We start from the raw sequence: 26,100 nt of genomic DNA on the forward strand, positions 1-26,100 counted from the left end.
TTAGCGTCGCCGTCGCTCCACACCGGACACCGACGTCCGGCACAGGAGCCGCCCCGCTGGTGTCGACCGACCACCACGCCCCCTGGAGAACCGCGACGACTCTCCCTTGACCAGCGATGATGCCTCCGCCCGGCCCGCACGTACGAACGCCGGTGCGCCTGCGTCGTCGATCGTGCACAGCCTGTGGACACCGGTGTGGACGCCGTGTGTCCGGATGTCCACAGTGGGGGATCGACCGGGGGACGACGGAACCCGGCAGCGGGCGGCCGCGGCGGGGGCCGACGACACACGGGAATCTGGGAGGACGAGGGCCATGGCCGATGCCACGGTGGACCTGGCGACGGTCTGGGACCAGATCCGCGAGCGGCTGGCGACCAGCCTGTCCCCGCAGCAGAACGCGATGCTGAACCTCACCCGCCCGGTCGGGGTGTTCGAGGACACCGCGGTGCTGTCGGCGCCCAACGAGTTCACCCAGACCGTGCTGGAGTCCCGGATGCGCCGGGTGCTGGCCGAGGCGCTGTCCGAGCACCTGGGGCGGGACATCCGCGTCGCCGTCCAGGTGGAGGACAGCCCGGCCCCGCCGCCCGCCGCCCCCACGCCGGAGGTGCCGACGCGGCGCCCCTGGTCGGTGGTCGAGGCCCAGCGCGCCCAGGAGGACCGGGAGACCCGCGACCGCACCGACGACGGGCGCAGCGCGTTCGGCGTGCGCGCCGACGTCCGGCCCGCCTGGGAGGACGACGGCGCCACCACCCCCGACGCACGCCCCGCCGAGCGGGACGTCGACGAGTGGGCCCCCACCGACTGGAGCCCGCCGGCCCGGCGCCCGGCCGGCCGCGGCACCCGTGCGGCCGACCGCGACTGGGGCGGCACCGACCTCGACGAGGACGGCGTGGCGGTGCTGCCGTTCGACCTGGACGCCGGGGACGCCCCCGAGCCGCCCGCGCCGCCGTCCCGCGGCCGCCGCGGCGGGTCCCGGGGAGGAGGGGACGCCGTCCCGCTGTTCGGCGACCGCCGTGCTCCGACCGGCGCGCAGGACCCGGGGCTGAACCCCAAGTACGTCTTCGACAGCTTCGTCATCGGCAACAGCAACCGGTTCGCCCACGCCGCGGCCGTCGCCGTGGCCGAGGCGCCGGCCCGCGCCTACAACCCGCTGTTCATCTACGGCGACTCGGGGCTGGGCAAGACCCACCTGCTGCACGCCATCGGCCACTACGCGGCGCGGATGTTCCCCAACGTCCGGGTGCGCTACGTGAGCACCGAGGAGTTCACCAACGAGTTCATCAACCTGGTGCACTCCGGCCGGGCCGAGGACTTCCGCCGCCGCTACCGGGACATCGACTTCCTGCTCATCGACGACATCCAGTTCCTGGAGCGCGCCGAGCGGACGCAGGAGGAGTTCTTCCACACCTTCAACACGCTGCACAACGCCAGCAAGCAGATCGTCATCACCTCCGACCGGGCGCCGAAGAAGCTGACGACGCTCGAGGACCGGCTGCGCACCCGCTTCGAGTGGGGGCTGATCACCGACGTCCAGGCTCCGGACCTGGAGACCCGCATCGCGATCCTGCGCAAGAAGGCCTACGGCGAGCGGCTGCAGGTGCCCGACCCGGTGCTGGAGTTCATCGCCAGCAAGGTGCAGACCAACATCCGCGAGCTCGAGGGCGCGCTGATCCGGGTCACCGCGTTCGCGTCGCTGAACAAGCAGCAGGTCGACCTGCCGCTGGCCGAGCTGGTGCTCAAGGACCTGATCAGCGACGAGCAGGGCCCCCAGATCACCGCGGCGATCATCATGGCGGCCACCGCCGAGTACTTCTCCGTGACGATGGAGGAGCTGCAGGGCTCCAACCGCAGCCGCACGCTGGTCAACGCCCGCCAGATCGCCATGTACCTGTGCCGGGAGCTCACCGAGCTGTCGCTGCCGCGGATCGGGGCCTCCTTCGGCGGCAAGGACCACACCACCGTCATGCACGCGGTCAAGAAGATCACCAACCTGATGAGCGAGCGGCGGGCCACGTACACGCAGGTCACCGAGCTGACCGCCCGCATCAAGAGCCGCGCGCGCAGCTGACCCTGCCGGCGGTCACCGCGGTGATCCCCGGAGCGGACGGCTCGTGTTCCACGTGGAGCCGGCGGCGTCCCTGTCCACAGTCCTGTGGGTCGTCGGGCGGTCGTCGTCCCCGCGCCCGGCGCGCTGCGCAGGTCACCCGCACCGGTGACCACGGTCGACTGGTCGACGAGTTGTCCCCAGCGATGTGCACAGGTTGGGGAGATCTCTCTTCGTCCGCTCACGCGTCGTCACGACCGGCCCGGCGCGCCCACATCGTCGCCCACCCCTGGGGAAACTGCTCGACGTCGTCTTGACCTGCGGTTCCACCGAGTCGGCTCTGGTCGGACGCCGGCCGTCGGGGCACCTCGGCCCCGCGCCTGGGTACGGACTGGGGACGGACGCTGGGGGAACCGGGGGACAGGGGGTGGAGAGACGGCGGCCGGTGTGCGCAACCGTCGAGATGTCCACGTGTCGACACAGGAGTGCGCACGTCCACCCACAACCGGCCAACATGTCGACTCGGGCGTCGACCTGCACGGACGGCCTCGATCCCCAGGTTCCACACCGGTGATGACGAAGATGAGGGAGATAGATCGGGCTTTCTCGAACCACACTCAGGGTGGGGAAGCTGCGCTGCGAGGAACCTGATCGAGCACAGCGGTTACCCCGATGTCTCCCCCAGAGGGCACGATGAGCACCGCACTGGAGGACACCGACGACAGCTGGGGTGGATCAGGTCATGAAGTTCCGGGTGGCACGAGAGGTGCTCGCCGATGCCGTCGCGTGGACGGCACGCAGCCTGCCGCCACGGCCGTCGGTGCCGGTCCTGGCCGGGATCCTGCTCGAGGTCGACGGCAGCCAGCTGTCGGTGTCCGGCTTCGACTACGAGGTGTCCGCGCGCGCGGAGGTCGACGTGCAGGCCACCGAGAGCGGCCGGGTGCTCGTGCCGGGCCGGCTGCTCGCGGAGATCACCCGTGCGCTGCCGCCCCACCCGGTGGACCTCACCGCCGAGGGGCCGCGGCTGTCGATCTCCTGCGGGAACGCGCGCTTCAGCCTGCCGACGCTGCCGGTCGAGGACTACCCGTCCCTGCCGGCCATGCCGTCGTCGGCCGGGGTCGTCGACAGCGACGTCTTCGCCGAGGCCGTCGGTCAGGTGGCCGTGGCCGCCGGGCGCGACGACACCCTGCCGATGCTCACCGGTGTCCGGCTGGAGATCGAGGACGACCTGGTGACGCTGGCCGCGACCGACCGCTACCGGCTCGCCGTCCGCGAGTTCGCCTGGCGGCCGGACACTCCCGGCCTCACCACGGCGGTGCTCGTGCCCGCCCGCACGCTGGCCGACGCGGCGAAGACGCTGACCAGCGGCCCGGAGATCACCCTGTCGCTGTCCTCGGGCAGCTCCGGGGAGGGGATCCTGGGCCTCTCCGGCAAGGACCGGCAGACCACCACCCGGCTGCTGGACGCCGAGTTCGTCAAGTACCGGGCGATCATGCCCAACGAGTCGGCGAGCAACGCCACGCTGCCGGTCGGGCTGTTCACCGACGCCGCCAAGCGCGTCGCCCTGGTCGCCGAGCGCGGCACGCCGCTGCGCTGCGAGTTCACCCCCGGCCAGGTCACCCTGCGCGCCGGCGGCACCGACGACGAGGGCCAGGCCGAGGAGCGTTGCGACGTCGAGTTCGAGGGCGAGCCGTTGACCATCGGCTTCAACCCGACGTTCCTGCTCGACGGTCTCGCCGCGGTGCACACCCCCCGCGCGCGGATGGACTTCACCAGCCCGCTCAAGCCCGCCGTCCTCTCCGGGGTGCCGGAGCCGGCGACCGACGACGAGGCGGCCTCCCGCCCGGCCGAGCGCCCGGGCAGCTACCGGTACCTGATCATGCCGGTGCGGCTGCCGGGATGAGTCGAAGGGCCCTCCTGCCCCCCACCACTCGCAAGCTCGCGGCGGGACCGTGCAGGAGGGCCGTTCCAGCGGCTGCGGGCGGGGGCCCGGGCGGCGGCGACCGGCAGGACCGAGCACGATGGGCGGCGGAGACGAGCCGGACCCGCCAGTCGGTCCGGCCGGGCACCTGCGAGGAGAGGACTGCGTCGTGCAGCTGGGGCTGATCGGGCTGGGCAAGATGGGCGGCAACATGGCCGAGCGGCTGCGCCGCGCCGGTCACGAGGTCGTCGGGTACGACCACTCCCCCGGGAAGCGGGACGTCGAGAGCCTCCCGGCGCTGATCGAGGCGCTGACCGCGCCGCGGGTGGTGTGGGTGATGGTGCCCGCGGGTGAGCCGACCCGGGCCACGGTCAAGGAGCTGGCCGAGCAGCTCGAGCCCGGCGACGTGATCGTCGACGGCGGCAACTCCAAGTACACCGACGACCAGATCCATGACGTGATGTGCCGCGAGAAGGGCATCGGCTACGTCGACGCCGGCGTCTCCGGCGGGGTGTGGGGCCTGGAGAACGGCTACGCGCTCATGGTCGGCGGCAGCAAGGACGACGTCGCCAAGGTGCAGCCGGTCTTCGACGCGCTCAAGCCGCCCACGCCCAAGGACGAGTCCGGCCAGGAGATGCCGGGCGCGGGCTTCGTGCACGCCGGGCCGGTCGGCGCCGGGCACTTCTCCAAGATGGTCCACAACGGCATCGAGTACGCGATGATGCAGGCCTACGGCGAGGGCTACGAGCTGCTGGCCGCCGTCGACCTGATCGAGGACGTCCCCGGCGTCGTGAAGTCATGGACCCAGGGCACCGTCATCCGCTCCTGGCTGCTGGACCTGCTGGTCCGCGCGCTCGACGAGGACCCGGCCCTCGAGAAGATCAGCGGCTACGCGGAGGACTCCGGCGAGGGCAGGTGGACCGTCGAGCAGGCCATCGAGAACGCCGTCCCCATGCCGGCCATCGCCGCCTCGCTGTTCGCCCGCTTCTCCTCCCGGCAGGAGGACTCCCCGACCATGAAGGCCGTCGCCGCGCTGCGCCAGCAGTTCGGCGGCCACGCGGTGCACGCCGTCCGCGAGCAGGAGGTCGAGCGCCCCGCATGAACGAGGACCACCCTTCCCCCCACGCCGCGCGAGCTCGGCGCGGGACCCTGAAGGGTGGCCGTTCCAGCACCTCACCAACGGGGGGTCGTTCCAGTACCTCACCTCGGGGCTGCTGAGGTGTACCTCCGCCACCTCCAGCTGGGCTCGTTCCGCAACTGGGACCGGGTGGACCTGGCCCTGCGCCCGGGGCCGACCGTCTTCGTCGGCCGCAACGGCGAGGGCAAGACCAACCTGGTCGAGGCGGTCGGCTACCTGGCCACGATGGGCAGCCACCGCGTCGCGGGCGATGCCCCGCTGGTCCGGCAGGGCGCGTCCCAGGCGGTGGTCCGCGCGGCGCTGCGCCGCGAGGACCGCGAGCTGCTCGTCGAGATCGAGATCAACCCGGGACGGGCCAACCGGGTGCGGGTCAACCGCGCGCCGCTGCCGCGGCCCCGCGAGCTGCTCGGGCTGGTGAAGTCCGTGCTGTTCGCGCCGGAGGACCTGGTGCTGGTCCGCGGCGACCCCGCGGAGCGGCGGCGGTTCCTCGACGACCTGCTGGTCAGCCGCACCCCGCGGCTGGCCGGCGTGCGCAGCGACTACGACCGGGTGCTCAAGCAGCGCAACGCCCTGCTCAAGACCGCCCGGATGGCCCGCGGCGACGCGCTGGCCACGCTCGACGTCTGGGACGGGCACCTGGTCGACCTCGGCGGGCAGCTGCTGGCCGCCCGGCTGCGGCTGGTCGCCGACCTCGCCCCGCACGTGGCCCGCGCCTACGCCGGGGTCGCGGGCGCGGACGCCGCCGTCGCCGCGCTCGGCTACGCCAGCACCGTGCCGCTGGCCGGCGACGGGACACCGGTCGCGGAGGGGACGCCCCTGCCGGACGCCGCCGAGCTGTCCGCGGCGCTGCGCGAGCGGGTGGCCGAGCGCCGCGGCGACGAGGTCGACCGCGGCATGACGCTGGTCGGCCCGCACCGCGACGACCTGGTGATCTCGCTGGGGTCGACGCCGGCGAAGGGGTTCGCCAGCCACGGGGAGTCCTGGTCGCTGGCCCTGGCGCTCAAGCTGGGCTGCTTCGAGCTGCTGCGCGCCGACGGGGACGAGCCGATCCTCGTGCTGGACGACGTCTTCGCCACCCTGGACGCCGACCGCCGCGCGGCCCTGGCGACCGTGGCCCGCTCCGCGGAGCAGTCGCTGGTCACCGCGGCCGTGCTCGACGACGTCCCGGCGGAGCTGCGCAGCACGGTGGTGCAGGTGGCCGGCGGGCAGGCGGTACCACTCGAGGGGAGCTCCGCCGAGGAGGATGCCGAGGACGGCTCGCTGCGGGAGGAGGTCAGGTGAACGAGGAACGCCCCGGCCGGCCCAGCGACATCGCCCGTGCCGCGCTGGAGGCCGCCCGCGCGGCCTCGGCGTCCCGGCCACGCCCCACCCGGCGGCGGATCGCCGGGCCGAAGCGCACCTGGAGCGGCCCGCGGCCCGGGGACGACGACCCGCAGCCGCTGGCCCGCCTGGTCGACTCGCTGGTGGAGACGCAGGACTGGACCGAGCACACCAAGGTGGGCGCCGTCTTCGGCCGCTGGTCGGCCCTGGTCGGGCCGGAGATCGCTGCGCACTGCGCCCCGCAGACGCTCACCGAGGGCGAGCTGCTCGTCGTTGCGGAGTCCACCGCGTGGGCCACCCAGCTGCGCCTGCTGGCGCCGACGATCCTGGCGAAGCTGCACGCCACGGTCGGCGGGGACGTCGTGAGGCGGCTGCGCGTTGTCGGTCCGACGGCCCCGAGCTGGAAGAAGGGCCCCCGCTCGGTCCGCGGACGCGGGCCGCGGGACACGTACGGATAGCAGCCGCCGCCCGGGGCGGTGGCTCCGGGAGGACGACGCAGATGGAGACGAGGCAGCGATGAGTAGCCCGCGCGACCGCGACGGTTTCGAGCAGCGCCCCGACGAGGGCAGCGGCTGGCGCGAGCCCGGCCACCTCGGCGGGGACGGTGACCGGTCCGGGGCGGAGCAGCCACCGGCCGGACAGCCACCGGCCGAGCAGTCGCCCGCCGACCGGCCGGCCCAGGGCGACACGGGCGGCAGCACCGCGTGGCAGCCGCCCGGCTGGGACCTGCCGCCCGCCGAGCCCGACCGCCCGGCCCGGTCCCCGGCGGTCGACCCGCAGACCGTCGGCGAGCAGCCGGTCGGCGGCGGTCTCCTCGGCGGCCGGCGGCCCCGGCAGCCCGGTGAGCTCGAGCAGGTCTTCGCCTACCAGGGCGACGCCGTCGGCGCCCAGGGCTGGGCGGTCCAGCAGGGCTGGGCCATCTCCGACGGCACCGCGCCGGAGGACGCCGTCCTCGCCGAGCTGGTGCGCACCGCCCCGGTCCGGGCGACGAAGGACCACCGGCCGGCCGGGGTGATGCGCGGCCGCTTCGGCACGCTGGACCTGGTCGCCTTCGACGTCCTCTACGCCTCCGGGCGCTACGCGGTCCCCGAGTACGCCGTCACCGCCGCCCCGGTGCTCGGCACGCTGCCGCCGCTGCGGCTGTCCCCGGCCCGCTTCTGGAAGCACCGCACCGGCGGACTGGTGCAGGTCCCCAGCGGCGATCCCGCCTTCGACGCCCGCTGGGTGCTGCTCGCCGGCGAGGACGGCCCGGCCGCCCGCGCGCTGGTCGGGGATGCCACGGTGCGCGGGCTGCTGCTGGGCACCGACGACGGCGACGAGTTCTGGACGGCGGCAGGTCACCTGGCTGCGATCCGGCCGGACGGGCACCGGCCGCAGCTGATCGAGCACCACGCCCGGCTGCTGACCGCGATCGTCGGCGCCCTCGCACCCGCCCTCTGAGCCCGCGCCGTCCGGAGCCGGGGTGAGCACCTCCGCGGAGACCGCGGCTCGCGCGACCCTGCGGCAGCTGTGGCCCCTGGTCCGGCCGCACCGCCGCCCGCTGACCGCGGCCGCCGTCCTCTCGCTGGTCGCGGCCGCCGGCGCGCTGGCCCAGCCGGCGCTGGTCGCCCGGGTCATCGAGGCCGTCGGTGCCGGCCGGGCGCTGCTGCCCGTCGTCGGCCTGCTCGTCGTCGTCCTGCTGGCGTCCTCGGCGCTGGGTGCGGTGCAGGACTACCTGCTGCAGCGCACCGCCGAGGGCGTCGTCCTCTCCACCCGGCGGACGCTGGCCGACCGGCTCCTCCGGCTCCCGGTCGCCGAGTACGACCGGCGGCGCACCGGCGACCTCATGTCGCGGGTCGGTGCGGACACCACCCTGCTGCGGGCCACGGTGACCTCCGGGGTCGTCGAGGTCGCCGGGTCGGCGGTGGTCGCGGTGGGCGCGGTCGTGGCGATGGCGCTGGTCGACGGGTGGCTGCTGCTGGTCACCGTGGGCTCGGTCGCCGTCGGCCTCGCGGTGGTCGTCTCGGTCGCCCGTGGCGTGCAGCGGCTCTCCCGGCAGGCGCAGGAGGAGGTCGGCGCGATGACCGCCGCGGTGGAACGGGCGCTGTCGGCCGTGCGCACCATCCGGGCCAGTGGCGCGACGGCGCGGGAGGTGGACGTCGTCGCGGCCAGCGCCGGCCGGGCGTACGAGGCCGGGGTGCGGGTGGCCCGGCTGCAGGCATTGGTCAGCCCCGCGGGGTCGGTCGCCGTCCAGGGGGCCTTCCTGGCCGTCCTGGGGCTGGGCGGCTACCGGGTGGCGTCCGGCTCGATCGCCGTCGCCGACCTGGTCGCGTTCATCCTCTACCTGTTCCTGCTGGTCATGCCGCTGGGCCGGGCGATCGGGGCGTGGACCCAGCTGCAGAGCGGGCTGGGCGCGCTGGCGCGGGTGCAGGAGGTGCTCGCGCTCGAGCCGGAGGACGACGCGAGGCCCGAGCGGGGTGGAGCGGTCGTCGCCGTCCCCGCGTCGTCGCCGTCCGCCGAGGTCCCGCTGCTGGAGCTGGACGACGTCTCGTTCCGCTACCCGAACGGCACCGACGTGCTGCACGGGGTCTCGTTGAGCGTGCCGGCCGGCAACCGGGTGGCGCTGGTCGGGCCGTCGGGGGCGGGCAAGTCGACCGTGCTGGCGCTGGTCGAGGGCTTCTACCCGCTGACCGGCGGGGCGGTGCGGTGGGCCGGCGCCGACGTCCGGGACCTGCCGCGGGCCGGCCTGCGCGCCCGGCTGGGCTACGTCGAGCAGGAGGCGCCGGTGCTCGCCGGGTCGGTGCGCGACAACCTGCTGCTGGCCGCGCCGCAGGCCACTGACCCGGAGCTGTGGGCGGTGCTGGCCGACGTCGGGCTGACCGACGTGGTGCAGCGCTCGCCGCGCGGCCTCGACGTCCCGGTGGGGGACGACGGCGTCCTGCTGTCCGGGGGCGAGCGCCAGCGGCTGGCGATCGCCCGGTCCCTGCTGGCCCGCCCGGCGCTGCTGCTGCTCGACGAGCCGACCGCCAGCCTCGACGCCCGCAACGAGGCGCTGCTGCGCGAGACCCTGGCCGCCGCGGCCGCCGACCGAGCGCTACTGGTGGTGGCACACCGGCTGTCCACCGTGCTCGACAGCGACCGGATCGTGGTGCTCGACGCCGGCCGGGTGGTCGCCGCCGGCACCCACGAGGAGCTGGTGGAGACCAGCCCCCTCTACCGCGAACTCGCCGCCGCCCAACTGCTCGTGTGACTCCGCGGTGATCAGGTGACCTGATCCCCGGGGTTCCTCCCTCACCACCCATGCTGAGGGAGGAACCGGAACGGTCAGCTCACCTGATCATCACCGTCAGGCCGCGCGGACCCGTCTCTGGCCCGCGGCGGCGGCCGTCCCCTCCTCCGCGGCGCGGCAGATGTTGCGCACCATCCCGCCGAAGATCGGGCCGTGGAACGGCACCAGCACCCGCCAGTACAGGTGGCCGAAGAGGCCGCTCGGCTTGAACGTCGCCTTCTGTCGCAGCCGGGTGCGCCCGTCCTGCTGTTCCACGTGGAACTCCAGCCAGGCCAGTCCGGGCAGCCGCATCTCCGCGCGCAGCCGCAGCAGCCGGCCCTCCTCCAGCTCCTCGACCCGCCAGAAGTCGAGGGCGTCACCGACGTAGAGGTCCGACGCCGACCGTCGTCCCCGGCGCAGCCCCACCCCGCCGACCGCGCGGTCCAGCCAGCCGCGCACCTCCCAGGCCAGCGGGAACGAGTACCAGCCCGTCTCCCCGCCGATCCCCTCGACCACCCGCCACAGCGCCTCCGGTGACGCGGGGGTCTCCCGGGTCTTCTCGTCGAGGTAGAGGGTGCCGCCGGCCCAGTCGGGGTCGGTGGGCAGCGGGTCCGACGGCGCACCGGGCGTCGACGCCGACGACCAGCGGGTGGCCACGGTGGCGTCCTTGACCCGCTGGACCGCCAGCCGCACCGCCTCGTCGAAGCCGAGCAGCCCCTCCGGCGGGTCGGGCACGTACTCAGCGATGTCGTGCTCGGTGCAGACGACGGTGTTGCGCAACGACTCCACCAGCGGGCGCGCGATGGACGCCGGCACGGGCGTGATCAGACCCACCCAGTGGCTGGACAGCCCCGGGCTCAGCACCGGGACCGGGAGGATCCGCCGCCTGGACAGCCCGGCCACCGCGGCGAAGCGCTGCATCATCTCGAGGTAGGTCATGACGTCGGGACCGCCGATGTCGAAGCACCGGTGCACCTCCCGCGGCAGCGTCGCGCAGCCGACCAGGTACCGCAGCACGTCGCGGATGCCGATCGGCTGGATCCGGCTGTGCACCCAGCGCGGCGTGACCATGACCGGCAGCCGCTCGGTCAGGTAGCGCAGCATCTCGAAAGATGCCGACCCGGAGCCCAGCACCACCGCGGCCCGCAGGACGGCGGTCGGGACGCCGGAGCCGAGCAGGATCTCGGCGACCTCGGCACGCGAGCGCAGGTGCGGGGACAGCACCTCGCCCTGGGGTTCCAGGCCGCCGAGGTAGACCAGCCGGCCCACGCCGGCCTCCTGCGCGGCGCGCGCCATCACCCGCGCCGTCCGCCGGTCGGTCTCCTCGAAGTCCCCGCCGGTGCTCAACGCGTGGATCAGGTAGTAGACGACGTCGGCCCCGGCGCACGCCGCAGCGACCGCCTCGGCGTCGCCGGCGTCGGCCCGGACGATCTCGACCTGCCCGGCCCAGGGATGGTCGCGCAGCCGCTCGGGTGCGCGCGTCATCACCCGCACCCGGTGCCCGGCGGCGAGCAGCACGGGCACGAGCCGCCCGCCGATGTAGCCGGTGGCCCCCGTGACGAGGCAGGTCTTCGCCGTCGGGGTGCTGGTGGTGCCGTCGGTCTCGGCCATGCCCCGAGTGTCCGGCGGTATCGCCGCGCCCGCTCGGGTCGCGGGACACCCGGTCCACCCGCCACCATCGGCGGGGTCATCTCGACCAACGGCGGTCGCGTCCACCGGCACCCGTCGAGCAGGGGGTCCCCCATGGCCGACACCACCGCTGCAACCGACCGCACGTCCGACGGTCAACCCGCGCTCAAGCGGGTGATGGGCCCGGGCCTGCTGCTGCTGTTCATCGTCGGCGACGTCCTCGGCACCGGGATCTACGCGCTGACCGGCCAGGTCGCCGCGCAGGTGGGCGGCGTGGTCTGGCTGCCCTTCCTGGTGGCGTTCCTCGTCGCCCTCGTCACCGCGTTCAGCTACCTGGAGCTGGTCACCAAGTACCCGCAGGCGGCCGGCGCCGCGCTGTACACGCACAAGGCCTTCGGCATCCACTTCGTGACGTTCCTGGTCGCCTTCGCGGTGATGAGCTCGGGCATCACCTCCGCGTCGACGGCCGCCCGGGCGTTCAGCGCCAACTTCGTCAGCGTCACCGGCCTGGGCCTCGGCGAGGGGATCGGCATCACGCTGGTCGGGCTGGCCTTCATGACGCTGGTCGCGCTGGTCAACCTCCGCGGGGTCGGCGAGAGCGTCAAGGCCAACGTCGTCCTCACCTGCGTGGAACTGACCGGCCTGCTGATCGTCATCGGCGTCGGCGTGTGGGCGCTGGGCGGCGGGGGCGGCGACTTCTCCCGGGTGACCGAGTTCGACACCGGCGAGCGCTCGGTCGTCGGCGGGGTCATCGCCGCCACCGGGCTGGCCTTCTTCGCGATGGTCGGCTTCGAGGACTCGGTCAACATGGCCGAGGAGTGCAAGGAGCCGCGGCGGATCTTCCCCAAGGTGCTGCTGGCCGGGCTGGCCGCCACCGGGCTCATCTACGTACTGGTGTCCATCTCGGCGATCGCGCTGGTGCCCGCGGAGCAGCTCAGCCAGGGCGACACCCCGCTGCTGCAGGTGGTGGAGGCCGGCGCGCCCGGCTTCCCGCTGGGCCTGTTCGGCGTCATCACCATGTTCGCCGTCGCCAACTCCGCGCTGATCAACATGCTCATGGCCAGCCGGCTGGTCTACGGCCTGAGCAGGGAGCGGGTGCTGCCGGCGCTGCTGGGCCGGGTGCACCATCGCAGGCGCACGCCGACGACGGCCATCCTGTTCACCACCGCGCTGGCCTTCGGGCTGATCACGTTCGTGGGCGCCGTGCCGGCCCTGGGCGGCACCACCGCGCTGCTGCTGCTGATCGTCTTCACCGTGGTCAACGTCGCCGTCCTCGTGCTGCGCAGGGACCGGGTGGACGCCGACCACTTCCGCACGCCCACCGTGCTGCCCGTCGTCGGCGCGCTGGCCTGCGCCTTCCTCGCCACCCCGTGGGCCGGGCGGCCGGTCGAGCAGTACCGGATCGCCGGGGTCCTGCTCGCGATCGGCGTCGTGCTCTGGGGGGTGACCGTCCTCGTCAACAGACGGACCGGCGCCCAGGTCCCCCGGTTCGACCCGGCGCACCTGACCGGCGAGGGGCCGACGGGGCCGCACAACTGAAGAAGGACCCCGTCCTCCCCACCCTTCGCGGCTCAGGGCGGGGCCCTGCAGCGGGGCCGTTCCATCACGTCACCAGGCTCGCGGCGGGACCCTGCCGAAGGGCCGTTCCAGCACGTCCCCGGAGCGGGGCCGCCAGGCGCCCCGAGGACGGCGTGTCGGCCCCGGGGTCAACACCTGTGGTGGCAGACGTGCTGCGAGTGGCGCAGACACGACGTGAGGGCCGGGACGGCGGCATTCCTGTCGTACCACCCGGTATCGTGGAGAGCAGAAACCGCCAGCATCCGGCTGAGAGCCGTTCTGCGCCCCTGTCCGCGATCGGGGCGCCCGCCGCCGGGTGCGCGACAGAAGGGCCCCACGTGGTCGCTCGACCGAAGACCGACGCCCAGGCTGACGCCTACTCCGGCAGCTCCATCACCGTCCTCGAGGGTCTCGAGGCCGTCCGCAAGCGCCCCGGCATGTACATCGGCTCGACCGGTGAGCGGGGTCTGCACCACATGGTGTGGGAGGTCGTCGACAACTCCGTCGACGAGGCCCTCGCCGGCCACTGCGACACCGTCCGGGTCACCCTGCTCCCCGACGGCGGCGTCCGGGTGGAGGACAACGGCCGAGGCATCCCGGTCGACATGCACCCGGTGGAGAAGCGGCCGACCGTCGAGGTCGTCATGACCATCCTGCACGCGGGCGGCAAGTTCGACGGCAAGAGCTACGCCGTCTCCGGTGGTCTGCACGGCGTCGGCGTCACCGTCGTCAACGCGCTGTCCACCGAGCTCGACGTCCGCATCTGGCGCGACGGCACGGAGTGGCACCAGCACTACACCGCCAGCGAGCCCGGCCCGCTGGAGAAGGTCGGCCGGACGACCAAGCGCGGCACCCAGATCACCTTCTGGGCCGACCCGGGGATCTTCGAGACGACGACCTACTCGTTCGACACGATCAGCCGCCGGCTGCAGGAGATGGCCTTCCTCAACCAGGGCCTGCGGATCGTCCTGCGTGACGAGCGCCCCGGCCAGGGCAAGGCCGAGACGGGCATGGCCGAGGAGGTCTCGCTGGCGGAGGCCGCCCCGGCCCCGACGTCCGAGGAGCCGGCCTTCGAGCCGACCGAGATCACCTACCTCTACGAGGACGGCCTGCGGGACTTCGTCGCCCACATCAACCGGACCAAGACCGCCATCCACCGCTCGGTCATCGGCTTCTCGGCCGAGGGCACCGGCAAGAACGACATGGCCATGTCCGTCGACATCGCCATGCAGTGGTCGGAGGCCTACTCCGAGTCGGTGCACACCTTCGCCAACACCATCAACACCCACGAGGGCGGCACCCACGAGGAGGGCTTCCGCGCGGCGCTGACCTCGATCGTCAACCGCTACGCGGAGGACAAGAAGCTCTTCAAGAGCAAGGACGAGAAGCTCACCGGCGAGGACATCCGCGAGGGCCTGGCCGCGATCGTCTCGGTCAAGCTCGGCGACCCGCAGTTCGAGGGGCAGACGAAGACCAAGCTGGGCAACACCGAGGTCAAGGGCTTCGTGCAGCGCGTCTGCAACGAGCAGATCGGGCACTGGTTCGAGGCCAACCCGGCCGAGGCCAAGCAGATCATCACCAAGGCCAGCTCCGCCGCGCGCGCCCGGCGGGCCGCGCAGCAGGCCCGCCAGCTGGCCCGGAAGAACCCGCTGAACTCGACCGGCCTGCCCGGCAAGCTGGCCGACTGCCGCTCGACCGATCCGCGCAACTCCGAGGTCTACATCGTCGAGGGTGACTCTGCGGGCGGCTCGGCCAAGTCCGGCCGCGACTCGATGTTCCAGGCGATCCTGCCGATCCGCGGCAAGATCATCAACGTCGAGAAGGCACGCATCGACCGGGTGCTGAAGAACACCGAGGTCCAGTCGATGATCACCGCCTTCGGCACCGGCATCCACGACGAGTTCGACCTGTCGAAGCTGCGCTATCACAAGATCGTCCTGATGGCGGACGCCGACGTCGACGGCCAGCACATCCGCACCCTGCTGCTGACCCTGCTGTTCCGCTTCATGCGGCCGCTGGTCGAGGCGGGGCACGTCTACCTGGCCCAGCCCCCGCTCTACAAGATCAAGTGGGGCGGCAAGGTCGGTGACGAGTACGTCTACACCGACAAGGAGAAGGAAGGCGCCCTCAAGCTCGGTGCCGAGGCCGGCCGCAGGATCAAGGACGACGCCATCCAGCGGTTCAAGGGCCTCGGTGAGATGAACGCCACCGAGCTCTGGGAGACCACGATGAACCCGGAGACCCGGGTCCTGCTGCAGGTGACCCTCGAGGACGCCGCGACCGCCGACGAGCTGTTCAGCGTCCTCATGGGCGAGGACGTCGACGCCCGCCGCAGCTTCATCACCCGCAACGCCAAGGACGTCCGCTTCCTCGACGTCTGAGAGAGGGCCTCCTGCCCCGCCGGAGGAGGACCCGTCCCCTCACCCCCCGCACGTCCGGAGTGAGGGGGACGGGGCCGGCGGTGGGACCCGGCAGGGGGCCGGCCCGCCGACCCGCGACCTCGTCCACCTCCTGTGCGCCCGCCCCTGCACGACCCCGGCCCCGTCCCGGGCCCCGCCCCGAGCCTGCGGAGGGTGGGGAGGACGGGGTCCTTCACCTGTGGAGATCTGAACCGTGACCGAGACCCCCGCCCGCGACCGCATCGAGCCGGTCGACCTCCAGCAGGAGATGCAGCGCAGCTACATCGACTACGCGATGTCGGTCATCGTCGGCCGTGCGCTGCCGGAGGTCCGCGACGGCCTCAAGCCGGTGCACCGCCGCGTGCTGTACGCCATGTACGACCAGGGCTTCCGCCCCGACCGGAGCTACGTCAAGTGCGCCCGCGTCGTCGGCGAGGTCATGGGTAACTACCACCCGCACGGTGACTCGGCGATCTACGACGCCCTCGTGCGGCTGGCCCAGCCGTGGTCGATGCGCTACCCGCTGATCGACGGCCAGGGCAACTTCGGCTCCCCGGGCAACGACCCGGCGGCGGCCATGCGTTACACCGAGGCCCGGCTGACCCCGCTGGCCATGGAGATGCTGGCCAACATCGACGAGGAGACCGTCGACTTCCAGCCCAACTACGACGGCAAGAACCAGGAGCCGCTGGTCCTGCCGGGGCGCATCCCCAACCTGCTGATCAACGGCTCGGCCGGCATCGCCGTCGGCATGGCCACCAACATGCCGCCGCACAACCTCCGCGAGGTCTCCGATGCGGTCTTCTGGATGCTCGACCACCCCGAGGCCGAGCCGGAGGAGGCGCTGACCGCCTGCATGGAGCGGGTCAAGGGCCCGGACTTCCCCACCCACGGCCTGATCGTCGGCCGGGAGGGCATCGAGGAGGCCTACCGCACCGGCCGCGGCTCGGTGCGCATGCGGGCGGTGGTCACCGTCGAGGAGGACGCGCGGGGCCGCGTGCAGCTGGTCGTCACCGAGCTGCCTTACCAGGTCAACCCCGACAACCTGGCCGAGGCGATCGCCGAGGCCGTCCGCGACGGCCGGCTGCAGGGCATCAGCGAGATCGCCGACGAGTCCAGCGACCGCGTCGGCCGGCGGCTGGTCATCACGCTGCGCCGGGACGCCGTCGCGAAGGTCGTGCTGAACAATCTCTACAAGCACACCCAGCTGCAGACGACGTTCGGCTGCAACATGCTCTCGATCGTCGACGGCGTCCCCCGCACGCTGCGCCTCGACGAGCTCGTCCGCTACTACGTGCTGCACCAGATCGAGGTCATCCAGCGGCGGACCCGCTACCGGCTGCGCAAGGCCGAGGAGCGCGCGCACATCCTGCGCGGTCTGGCCAAGGCCCTCGACCAGCTCGACGCGGTCATCGCCCTCATCCGGTCCAGCGCCTCCGCCGACGCGGCGCGCAGCGGCCTGATGGACCTGCTGGACATCGACGAGATCCAGGCGACCGCGATCCTGGACATGCAGCTGCGCCGGCTGGCCGCCCTCGAGCGGCAGCGGATCCTCGACGAGCTGGCCGAGCTCGAGGACCGGATCGCCGACCTGCAGGCAATCCTCGACTCCCCCGAGCGGCAGCGGCAGATCATCCGCGACGAGCTCGCCGAGATCGTGGAGAAGTACGGCGACGACCGGCGCACGAAGTTCGTGGCCAACGACGGCGACGTGTCGATGGAGGACCTCATCGCCGAGGAGGAGGTCGTCGTCACCATCACCCGCACCGGCTACGCCAAGCGGACCAAGAGCGACCTGTACCGGTCGCAGCGCCGGGGCGGCAAGGGCGTCATGGGTGCGGCGCTGAAGCAGGACGACATCGTCGACCACTTCTTCGTGGGCTCCACCCACGACTGGATCCTCTTCTTCACCAACAAGGGCCGGGTCTACCGGGCCAAGGCCTACGAGCTGCCCGAGGCCAACCGCACCGCCCGTGGCGCCCACGTGGCCAACATCCTGGCCTTCCAGCCCGACGAGAAGATCGCCCAGGTCATGCAGATCAAGGACTACGGGGTCGCCCCGTACCTGGTCCTGGCCACGGCGAACGGGCAGGTGAAGAAGACCCGGCTGACCGATTTCGATTCCCCGCGCAGCGGCGGCGTCATCGCGATCAACCTGCGGGAGAGCGACGAACTGGTCGGCGCCGCGCTCATCGACCCGGACCAGGACCTGCTGCTGGTCACCCGCAAGGCGATGTCGATCCGGTTCAAGGCCGACGACGCGACCCTGCGGCCGATGGGCCGGGCCACCGAGGGCGTCCGCGGCATCGCGCTGTCCCCGGACGACTCGCTGCTGTCGATGATCGTGGTCGAGGAGGGTGTCGACGTCCTCGTCGCCACCGAGCGCGGCTTCGCGAAGCGGACCGGGATCGAGAACTACCCGGCGCAGGGGCGCGGCGGCAAGGGCGTGCTCACCGCCGACCCGAAATCGCGCAAGGGCAACCTGGTCGGGGCGCTGTCGGTGCGGCTCGGTGACGAGCTCTACGCCATCACCTCCGGCGGCGGTGTCATCCGCACCCCGGTCAACGGCGTCCGGCACAACAAGGACCGCGCCACCATGGGTGTAAAGCTCATGAACTTGCCGGAAGACGTGTCGATCGTGGCGATCGCTCGTACCACGGACAACGACGAGCCTGCCGCCTAGGCTGAGGGTGATGACGGAGGAGTGGGGCCTCCGCACTCCCGGGTGCGGGTCCCCCCTTCTCCGTCACAGCCACCAGGGATCTGACCGGCGCCCGGGTGCTCCCGGCCGCGTGCCGGGCAGCCCGGGTGGGAGGCAGCGGCGAGGGCCGCTGGGGAACGGGAGACTCGCATGAGCGACCGGACGCAGGGTTCGGTACGCACCGGGTCCCGGACCGGGGAATCGGCCCCGGCACAGGGGACGGCGACCGGTCAGCAGCCCGCGACGGACGGGGCTCTCCCGGTGGGGGCCACCCAGTCCATCCCCGGCGCGAACACCGCCCGGACCCAGGCCCAGGCCGCCGGCTCCTCCGACGGCGGCGCCCCGGCTGCTGCCGGTCCCGCGTCCGGCACGCAGACCGCCGTCCCCCCGGTCACCGGTGCCCAGCCAGTCCCCGGTGCCCAGTCGGCCACCGGGGCCTCCCCTGCGGCCCAGGCTGCCGACGGTGCCGCGAAGGCCTCCTCCGGCAAGGCCCCCCGCGGCCCGCGCCGCGCCCGCCTGCAGCTACGGCACATCGACACGTTCTCCGCGCTGAAGATCTCGCTGGTCCTGTCCATCGCGATGTTCTTCATCTGGATGGTCGCGGTCGGCGTGCTCTACGGCGTGCTGTCCGGCCTCGGCGTCTTCGAGACCCTCAACGACCTGTTCGGCCAGCTCGGCAGTGCCTCCGGCGGCGACGGCGGCAGTGAGGTCATCACCCCGGGCATCGTCTTCGGCGGCGCCGCGGTCATCGGGGCGATCAACATCGTGCTGATGACCGCGCTGTGCACCGTCGCGGCGTTCATCTACAACATGTGCTCCGACCTGGTCGGCGGCCTGGAGGTCACCCTCTCCGAGCGGGACTGAGCCCGCCGCACCCGCGAGTGCGCGACAGGCGCCCCTCCCGACGGCGGAGGGGCGCCTGTCGTGTGTTCGGGGCGCCGAGTGCGGGGAACCAAGCCTCTCGGGGTGCCCTGAGGGCCCGGTTCCCCCGCACCAGGGCACGAGTCCGACCGTGGGCTCACGGTGATCGGCACCGGCACGCGGGTCCTCCGCGACGGGACACCCGGCTGCACCGGTGGTGGTCACCTCGGTCCGGGTGGCCGTGGGGGCCACCCCCCTGCGGACGACGCGTCGGGGCCGGGTACGCTGATCGAGGTCCACGGGCCTGTAGCTCAGGCGGTTAGAGCGCATCCCTGATAAGGATGAGGCCGGAGGTTCAAGTCCTCCCAGGCCCACCCGTGTCCCGGCGCCACCGGCCCACCCCGCTCCCGGGGTCGGGCCCCCGGCCCCCTCCCCAGGAGGGGGCCTCCCTCGAGGAGGTACCCCGCGTGCTCAGGAAGCTGGTCTTCGCGGCAGCTGCCGCCGGCGCCCTCGCGGCCGTCCGCAGACGATCGGGCGGCAGGGCCGAGGCCGATCTCTGGGCCGAGGCCACCCGCGGACCCCAGGCGGTCAGCACCCCCACGGCCCGCTGACCCGCCGGGAGGCCCCACCTCCCACCCTCGGGGACGTAGCTCAATTGGCAGAGCACCGCCTTTGCAAGGCGGGGGTTAGGGGTTCGATTCCCCTCGTCTCCACTCCTCTGACCTGCGGATTCACCTCCGCGGGAGGCTCCGGCGAGCCCTCCGAAGGGGTCTCAGTCCGCAAAAGGTCCGCAACTCGTCCGCGGGATGCGGCCCGCAGGGCGTCCAGCCGGTCGGCCACGTCGTCCAGGTCGTCCAGGTCGTCGTCGAACAGGTCGGCGTAGCGGTCCAGGGTCATGGCCGCCGAGGCGGGCCCGAGCATCCGCTGCACCGCCTTGACGTTGGCACCGGCCTTGATCGCCAGCGAGGCCGCGGTGTGCCGGAGTTTCGTGCGGCGTGAGCCCGGGCTCCCCGATGGCCCGGGCCGCGGCGTCGAACCAGGCGGACCGGGCGTTCCGGTTGCGCAGCACGGCGCCCTGCGGGGAGGGGAAGGCCAGCTCGTCCGCGGGGCGGGTCACCACCGTCCGGGCGAGTTCGTCGACCAGGAAGCGGGGCAGCGGCACCGAGCGGCGGCCGTGGGTCTTGGGGGTGCCCCACACGAGGCGGGAGCCGTCGACCTCGGTGACCGCCTCCTCGACGAGCACCCGCCGGCGCAGCAGGTCGAAGTGCCGCACCCGCAGCGCCGCCAGTTCCGACCAGCGCAGCCCGCAGTAGCCGAGAATCAGGACGGCGACCCGGCCGGTCCCGGCGGCGTCGGCGAGTGCCTCCAGCTGCCCGGCGGTCAGGTACCGGCGGCGCTTCTCCTGCAGCGGGGGCAGGGCGACGCCGAGCGCGGGGTTGACGGCCAGGCGCCGGTCGCGCACCGCGAGGCCGAGGATGCCGGACAGGACGCCCTGCGCCTTGCGGACCGAGGCCCCGGCCAGGCCCCGGTCGGAGAGCTCGGACAGCCAGGCCTGGACGTCGCCGTGGGTCACCCGGATCAGCGCGACGTTCCCCCAGCGCGGCCGGACGTGGGTCTTGAGGACGTCGGCGTAGCGGGCACGGCTGGTGGGCTTGAGGTTGATCTTCCCGGCGAGCCAGACGTCGGCCAGCTCGCCCACGGTCGTCCTGGCCCGCTTGGGGTCGACGTAGGTGCCGGTCTGCACGGCCGCGGTGACCTCGTCGAGCCATCGCTGGGCGTCGACCTTGCGCTTGAAGTGGCGGGCGTGTTCCTTGCCGTGCTCGTCGCGGTACCGCGGCCGGTACGTGCCATCAGGCCTCCGCGCGATCGACGCCATCGTCGATCACCCGCCTCTCTTCGAGCCCCGGCCGAGCCCCGCGCCGGCGGAGGTCTACCACCGGCGCGCTTGTCTTGGGGGAGAGCCTGCCGTCGATCCCCGCCTCTCTGGACGACCGCGGCACGATCTGTGGACGGCGGTGTGCGCCGTCGGTCGGGGCGGTCACCGCCGGGCACCCGCTGCGGGGGAGCCCTGGTCGTCGTGCTGGGCGTCGATCCAGCTGCGCAGGTCGTCGGAGCGGTAGAGGACGCGGCGGCCGAGGCGGAAGCTGCGCGGACCGGTGCCCAGGTGGCGCCAGTACCGGAGGGTGGCCACCGGAGCGCGCAGCAGTTCGGCGGCCTCGGTGATGGTGAGCAGTTCGGGCTCGCGGGGGGCGGGGTGGTCGGACATGGCTGGCTCCGGTGGGCTCGGGTGGCTGTGCTCCGTCACGGGAGAAGGCGCCATTTGGGCGCGATTGGTGACAGCCGACCACCGATGGCTTCCGAAATCCTCCGGTTCTCCTCCTGTTGCTGATGTCCGGGCCTGCGGCCGGCCGGTGGAGGCGGCCCTGCTCATCGACCGATGCCCGGCGCGGCGCCTCCACGGGTGAGGGATGGTCCCCGCCGCTCCGCCTCGGGCCGGGGGACGCTCGGTACTGGCGCGACCGGCCGCGGGGGAGCGGCTGCCGTCCGGTCGCGGGTGGCCTCTCGAGCGGCCAGCGCGGCCGCGTGTCCGGGGCCGAGGTCGGCCCGGTCGCGGCCGAAGACGGCGATCCACTGCGCCCGGGCCTCGGCCACGTCGGCCGCGACGAGGTGCGCGATGTTGGACGACCGTCCGCGGGTCATGCCGACGTAGGCCGAGGCCGCGCCGGTCTGGTCACCGATCACCACGTGCGCGGCGGGAACGGTGTCACCCTGCACGCCGTGCGCGGTGCTGGCGTAGGCCAGCTCCACGTGTTCGGTGACGTAGTCGGCGGGCAGCACCCGGACCCGTGCGCCGGCCGGGGTGACATCGCCCCGGGAGACGTCACCGGTGGCCGGGCCGGCGGTGACCAGCAGCCCACCGCGTCCGCCGACCGCGGTGACGGTCCACGTGTCTCGGTTGGCCACCTCCAGGTCACGGTCGTTGCGCCGGGTGGCGATCCTGTCGCCGGCGCCGATCCGCTGACCCGCCCGCGTGGTCACGACCCGGACGTCGTCGACGCGGCCGTCGGTGACCAGCCGATTGCGGATGGCGGCGTTGAGCTCGTTGACCTGCTCGCGGGTGTCCGCCACCACCGCGACGTCGGCCGCCCGGGTGTCGTGGGCGACGGTCGCGGCCAGGGCGTCCTGCAGCGCTGCGTGGTCGGGGTGCAGGTGGATCCGGCCGCGGGCGAGGAGGGCGTCGAACACTGCACCCGGGGTGTCACCTCGCCGCATCGCCAACGTCAGCTCGGCGTATTCACCGTCCGGAACCGACTGCCCCGTGCTGTTGGTGCGGGTGAAACGGTGCACCGACTCCAATGTCAGGCAGGCGGCCGCGTCGACCTGACTGACCGCCAGGTCCAGGACCCCGCCCCGGCCGATCGCGGCGAGCTGGTGGCGGTCCCCCAGCAGCGCCAGCCGCGCCCCGGCCTCGTCGGCGACGGCGAGCAGAGCACGGGCGGTGTCCTGGTCGACCATGCCGGCCTCGTCGACGATCAGCATATCGTCGGGCCGCAGCCGGCTCCCCTCCGCCGGCCCGGTGTGGATGCGGCCGGTGACCGGGTCGGCCTCGCCGAGGGCGAGTCGGGTCCACTCGCCGTGCTCGGTCCAGCGCCAGCCGTGGGCGAAGACGAGGGACGCCGCCGACCCGGTGGTCGTGCCGACCTCCGCGCGGGCGACCTGGGCGGCCTTCAGCGTCGGGGTCACCACGACCAGCCGCCGCCCCTGCCGTTCGAGCAGGTCACGGGCCGCGGCCAGCGCGGCGGTCTTGCCCGCCCCGGCCGCGCCCTCCACGACCACCAACCGTCGTTCGCCAGCCAGCACGGCGACCGCCGCGGCCTGACCGACATCCAGGTGCCGGACGAGCCCCACTGGCAGTAGCTCCGGCCGTGGCCCGGCCATGGCCGGCTGGTCGGCGCGGGCGGCGAACCGGGTGCGCAGGTCGGCCTCGACGTCGAGGACCGGCCGCGAGGTCCAGGACCGGACGTGTTCGGGCACGCCCTCCCGGTCCACCAGGGCAACGCACCGGCCAAGGGCGCGGGCGGTGAGGTCCTCGGCCAACTCGAGGCGCACCGCCGGGTCGGCGATGACGCCCTCCGCGGCGATCAGCCGCTCGACCTCGCCGCGGACGTCGGCGGCGTTCCAGGCCGAGCGGCCGGCGGCCAGCCGGGTCAGCACGGTATCGACGGCAGCCTCGCGGTCGAGTGCGCCGACCGGGGTCGGCGCCGGCGAGACGGGGTGGGCGGGATCGCGATAGCCCAGTGACCCCAGCTGGGCTCTCCACCGTGCCACGAGGTCGGCCCCGGAGCGGGGGATGACCTTGTCTGGGCGCCCCTCGGCCCAGGCGCGGGCGTCCCAGGCCCGGCGCTGCGCCGGACCGGGCTGTTCTCCGGGGTGCGCCGCGATCCAGTCGCGTTCGTAGCGGTCCAGGTTGTGCCCGATCTGCGCCGCCCTTGCGCTGAGCGGGCCGACGTAGGCGGCAAGCTCCTGTATTTCTCCAGTCGAGGCCAGGCTGTAGCCGTGTGCGGCGAGTGCGGCCCGGAACTGCGGATCGCAGGCGACCGCGGCGTGCCCGATTCCGTTGAGCGCGGCGAGGAAGTCGCGCACGCCGACGGTGTGCAGCCCGCGCCATTGTTCGTCGGCGAACACCCGGGCGCCGATCTGCAGGTGCAGATGCCGGTGCGGGTCTCCGGCGCGGGAGGTGTAGTGCCGCACCGTTACCGCCTCCAGCATCTCCACCGGCACCTGAACCTGGCCGCCACGGGGGCCGACCCGGGTGGTCGCGTGGGCGGCGAGCCAGCCGATGATCTGGGCGGCGGCGCGGTCCTGCGCGGCGTCATACGCTTGGGCTACGTCGCCGTGCATCGCGGCGGCCAGCGACCAGGACTTCGGGCCGTTGACCACCACCTCGACGAAGCGCACCGCACGCTCATCGGTGCGCAGCCGCCCCCGCGGGTCGCCGGTGTCCGGATCGCGGCCGGCCACCCAGGTTTCGTAAGTCTCTCCCGTGAGCGGCGCCCGCTCGGCCACCCGTCCGTCGCGGGCCACGAAGCGGCGGGCCAGGCCGGTGCCCTCGGTCAGGTAGTAGTCATCGGCCCGGCCGCGGTCGGCCTCCAGATACGCCCGGGCAGCCGCTGGCGACCCGGCGTACACCTTCATTCCACCGCGCATTTCCAGCGCCACCCAACAATGACCAACAGGTCACCCCTAGAAACGGCGATGGCCCCGCGAAACGGGGCCCGGACTACCTCTATTGGTAGCATGCGTGCCGTTCTTGAGTAAACTCTTGGTCATTGACGGTACGTGCTGGTGGCTATTGGAGGCTCAGCTCGATCCTGGCCGAGATGCTGAACAAAAGCGATATCGGTTCTCGACTGCCGGTCATCCTGACGTCGTTGCGCGTCTAGAACGGCGCAGCCAGGCGCTCTCCCCGTCGCGCCGAGGCCTCCGACCGGGCCACGTCGCGCGGCCCGCAGGCGGTCGTCGATCAGCGCGACGATGCAGGCCCGCAGGGTCGGGGCGTCGGTGTCCCCAAGGGCGGCTTCGGAGACACCCTTTGCGGTGACTGTTCCGACGGCGACGGGCGCCCGGACCATCGGCTCGATACGTTGCGCAGTGTGGTCAACCTGTAAACGCCGGGTGAAAACTGACCCCCTGGTGCTGGGCGGGCCGTGAGCGTCGCTACGCGGAGGCTCTCAGGGACTCGAGGGCAGCTAGGAGGAGGTCGAGGCCGAAGATGAACGCGTCTGCCGGGTCGTAGCCGGCAGCGACGAGCGCCGCGGCGGACTCGTTGAGGTAGGGGAACTGGTCAGGAGGAAGCTGGGGCAGGAAGACGTCCTCTGCCATGTCCGCGAGCTCATCGGCGGTGTCGAACGGCAGGCTGGCTTCCTGCAGGGCGAACCCGTAGACGTAGCTGTCGAGCAACCAGTTGGCGTGCGTCGCCATCAAGACCGAGAAGCCAGCCCTCCGCAGGCAGGCGGTGACCGCTTCGTGGTGGCGGAGGTTCGCGGGCCCCGGCGACGTCCGCGACACCATCAGGCCGTTCGCCCACGGGTGGCGTGCGAGAACCTGTCGGACGGATACCGTCCGCCGTCGCATCGCCGACTGCCAGTCGGTCTCCTCGGGCGGGAGCTCGATCTCCTCGAAGACGACGTCGATCATGGCGTCCAGCAGCTCCTCCTTGCTCGCCACGTAGTGGTAGAGCGACATCGCGCCCGTGCCGAGCGCGCCAGCCAGCCGGCGCATGCTCAGCCCGTCGACTCCCTCGCGGTCGGCGAGCCGGACCGCCTCGACCACCACCCGCTGCTTGCTCAGCCCCCTGTCGGACGCGACCTGGCGTTGTTCCCTCGCAGACACGGGTCTCCTCGCTCCCTCGAACGGCTTGACGAGCGTACGGCGTACGAGGATAGTACAGCGTACGACTTACGGTGTACGAGTCAGCGAGAATCCACCTGGGCCGTGAGGAGCCTTCTGTGAGAACCGAACAGCGACCGAATGAGAAGCTGCGAACGAGCGCGGCAGCGGCAACGATGGGGACCACCCCGACTCGAGCGCTCCGAGAGCGGATCGTCGGCGCGACGGCGATCGCGTTGGCAGCGTCGGTGGTGATCCAGAACGCGGTGGTGGTCGGGGCGCCCGTCTTCGGGGACCCGATCGAGGTGGTGCTCGCCTGGCACGCGGAGAACCGGGTCAGGGTCGCGATCGCGGTCGGCCTGGAGGCGCTGAACCTGCCGTTGCTGCTCGGGTTCGTGACCGGTCTCCACGGGCTCGTCGGGCGTCGGGGGGGTGGGGGCGCGGACTGGTCGCGCCTCGCGGTGGCCGCGGGCGCGACTCTCTCGGCGGTTTTCGCGCTCTCCGCCGTTCTGTGGATCGGAGTCGTGCTGTCAGCCGGCGAGCTCGCCGAGCCGAGCCCGGTTTTCGAGCTCGCCTGGCAGCTGCATGCAGCAGCGTTCGCGCTGGCGCTGCCGGCGCTCGGCACCACCTTCATCGGCGCTGCGCTGGCGGCGCATGCGAGCCGGCTGACGCCGCCGTGGCAGCGTCTGCTCGGCGTGGCCGGGGGAGGCCTGCTGCTGGCCGCGGGGGCGGCCAGCCTCGCGATCGCGGACGGCTCGGCGCTCCTGTTCGTGGGGCTGCCCGGCTTCGCCGCCTGGCTCGTGTGGCTGCTTGCGACCGGCGTACGGCTGGTGCGCGCTCGAACAGCCGTCCGTCCTGACAACGCATCGACCTACGACGAGTAGCTGATGGCC

At 72.9% G+C, this 26,100-nt stretch carries 17 protein-coding genes, 2 tRNA genes and 1 pseudogene; 15 read left to right on the plus strand and 5 right to left on the minus strand.

Features of this window, described 5'->3' with window-relative positions; all coding sequences use genetic code 11:
• Window positions 1–313 precede the first annotated feature (313 nt).
• The 7 genes from dnaA to GOBS_RS00035 all read left to right on the plus strand — a co-directional run bounded on the left by dnaA (window position 314) and on the right by GOBS_RS00035 (window position 9,652).
• Complete coding sequence (dnaA, locus tag GOBS_RS00005; protein WP_012946254.1) at window positions 314–2,068, plus strand: chromosomal replication initiator protein DnaA; 1,755 nt, start codon at window positions 314–316, stop codon at window positions 2,066–2,068.
• Window positions 2,069–2,786: 718 nt separating this feature from the next.
• Window positions 2,787–3,947 carry a DNA polymerase III subunit beta gene (dnaN, locus tag GOBS_RS00010; RefSeq protein ID WP_012946255.1) on the plus strand — a complete coding sequence of 387 codons (1,161 nt, stop codon included), beginning with the start codon at window positions 2,787–2,789 and terminating at the stop codon, window positions 3,945–3,947.
• A gap of 187 nt (window positions 3,948–4,134) precedes the next feature.
• Window positions 4,135–5,067 (plus strand): phosphogluconate dehydrogenase (NAD(+)-dependent, decarboxylating), encoded by a 933-nt coding sequence (gene gnd / locus GOBS_RS00015; RefSeq protein ID WP_012946256.1) that lies wholly within the window; start codon window positions 4,135–4,137, stop codon window positions 5,065–5,067.
• Window positions 5,068–5,184: 117 nt separating this feature from the next.
• The gene (recF, locus tag GOBS_RS00020; RefSeq protein WP_012946257.1) at window positions 5,185–6,384 is read left to right on the plus strand and encodes a DNA replication/repair protein RecF; all 1,200 of its coding nucleotides are present in this window, start codon (window positions 5,185–5,187) and stop codon (window positions 6,382–6,384) included.
• The gene (locus GOBS_RS00025) at window positions 6,381–6,881 is read left to right on the plus strand and encodes a DciA family protein (RefSeq protein WP_012946258.1); all 501 of its coding nucleotides are present in this window, start codon (window positions 6,381–6,383) and stop codon (window positions 6,879–6,881) included. The genes recF and GOBS_RS00025 overlap by 4 nt, the downstream gene beginning before the upstream one ends.
• 58 nt (window positions 6,882–6,939) lie before the next feature.
• Window positions 6,940–7,863, plus strand: a complete 924-nt coding sequence (locus GOBS_RS00030) for a hypothetical protein (RefSeq protein WP_012946259.1) — start codon at window positions 6,940–6,942, stop codon at window positions 7,861–7,863.
• Window positions 7,864–7,885: 22 nt separating this feature from the next.
• The gene (locus GOBS_RS00035; RefSeq protein ID WP_012946260.1) at window positions 7,886–9,652 is read left to right on the plus strand and encodes an ABC transporter ATP-binding protein; all 1,767 of its coding nucleotides are present in this window, start codon (window positions 7,886–7,888) and stop codon (window positions 9,650–9,652) included.
• 96 nt (window positions 9,653–9,748) lie between these two features.
• On the opposite strand, the gene GOBS_RS00040 is transcribed toward GOBS_RS00035, so the two are convergent.
• A complete protein-coding gene (locus GOBS_RS00040; RefSeq protein ID WP_012946261.1) occupies window positions 9,749–11,281 on the minus strand; it encodes an SDR family oxidoreductase in 1,533 nt (510 codons plus the stop codon).
• A gap of 132 nt (window positions 11,282–11,413) precedes the next feature.
• On the opposite strand from GOBS_RS00040, the gene GOBS_RS00045 reads away from it, so the two are divergent.
• The 7 genes from GOBS_RS00045 to GOBS_RS00070 all read left to right on the plus strand — a co-directional run bounded on the left by GOBS_RS00045 (window position 11,414) and on the right by GOBS_RS00070 (window position 19,530).
• Complete coding sequence (locus tag GOBS_RS00045; protein WP_012946262.1) at window positions 11,414–12,838, plus strand: APC family permease; 1,425 nt, start codon at window positions 11,414–11,416, stop codon at window positions 12,836–12,838.
• A 356-nt stretch (window positions 12,839–13,194) separates the two neighbouring features.
• Entirely contained in the window at window positions 13,195–15,237 is a 2,043-nt protein-coding gene (gene gyrB / locus GOBS_RS00050; protein ID WP_012946263.1) for a DNA topoisomerase (ATP-hydrolyzing) subunit B, read from the plus strand.
• A gap of 232 nt (window positions 15,238–15,469) precedes the next feature.
• Entirely contained in the window at window positions 15,470–17,938 is a 2,469-nt protein-coding gene (gene gyrA / locus GOBS_RS00055) for a DNA gyrase subunit A (protein ID WP_012946264.1), read from the plus strand.
• A 279-nt stretch (window positions 17,939–18,217) separates the two neighbouring features.
• Complete coding sequence (locus GOBS_RS24995) at window positions 18,218–18,820, plus strand: DUF3566 domain-containing protein (protein WP_243697602.1); 603 nt, start codon at window positions 18,218–18,220, stop codon at window positions 18,818–18,820.
• Between the two features lie 297 nt (window positions 18,821–19,117).
• Window positions 19,118–19,191 (plus strand) — tRNA-Ile (locus tag GOBS_RS00065).
• A gap of 93 nt (window positions 19,192–19,284) precedes the next feature.
• The gene (locus GOBS_RS26930) at window positions 19,285–19,428 is read left to right on the plus strand and encodes a DLW-39 family protein (protein ID WP_012946266.1); all 144 of its coding nucleotides are present in this window, start codon (window positions 19,285–19,287) and stop codon (window positions 19,426–19,428) included.
• 29 nt (window positions 19,429–19,457) lie between these two features.
• A tRNA-Ala gene (locus tag GOBS_RS00070) sits at window positions 19,458–19,530 on the plus strand.
• A gap of 59 nt (window positions 19,531–19,589) precedes the next feature.
• Here GOBS_RS00070 and GOBS_RS00075 read toward each other — a convergent pair.
• The 4 genes and pseudogenes from GOBS_RS00075 to GOBS_RS00095 all read right to left on the minus strand — a co-directional run bounded on the left by GOBS_RS00075 (window position 19,590) and on the right by GOBS_RS00095 (window position 25,210).
• Window positions 19,590–20,693: a tyrosine-type recombinase/integrase gene (locus tag GOBS_RS00075; protein ID WP_012946267.1), complete on the minus strand. Its 1,104-nt coding sequence runs from the start codon at window positions 20,691–20,693 to the stop codon at window positions 19,590–19,592.
• 162 nt (window positions 20,694–20,855) lie between these two features.
• Window positions 20,856–21,083, minus strand: coding sequence for a helix-turn-helix transcriptional regulator (locus GOBS_RS00085; RefSeq protein ID WP_012946268.1), 228 nt, complete (start codon window positions 21,081–21,083; stop codon window positions 20,856–20,858).
• A 242-nt stretch (window positions 21,084–21,325) separates the two neighbouring features.
• Window positions 21,326–24,013, minus strand: a pseudogene (mobF, locus tag GOBS_RS00090) (MobF family relaxase); the annotation flags it as partial.
• Window positions 24,014–24,535: 522 nt separating this feature from the next.
• A complete protein-coding gene (locus tag GOBS_RS00095) occupies window positions 24,536–25,210 on the minus strand; it encodes a TetR/AcrR family transcriptional regulator (protein WP_012946270.1) in 675 nt (224 codons plus the stop codon).
• A 116-nt stretch (window positions 25,211–25,326) separates the two neighbouring features.
• On the opposite strand from GOBS_RS00095, the gene GOBS_RS00100 reads away from it, so the two are divergent.
• Window positions 25,327–26,091: a DUF4386 family protein gene (locus tag GOBS_RS00100; protein ID WP_012946271.1), complete on the plus strand. Its 765-nt coding sequence runs from the start codon at window positions 25,327–25,329 to the stop codon at window positions 26,089–26,091.
• The last annotated feature ends 9 nt before the right edge of the window (window positions 26,092–26,100 follow it).

This window comes from Geodermatophilus obscurus DSM 43160 (assembly GCF_000025345.1).
In the GTDB taxonomy this organism is placed as follows: domain Bacteria; phylum Actinomycetota; class Actinomycetes; order Mycobacteriales; family Geodermatophilaceae; genus Geodermatophilus; species Geodermatophilus obscurus.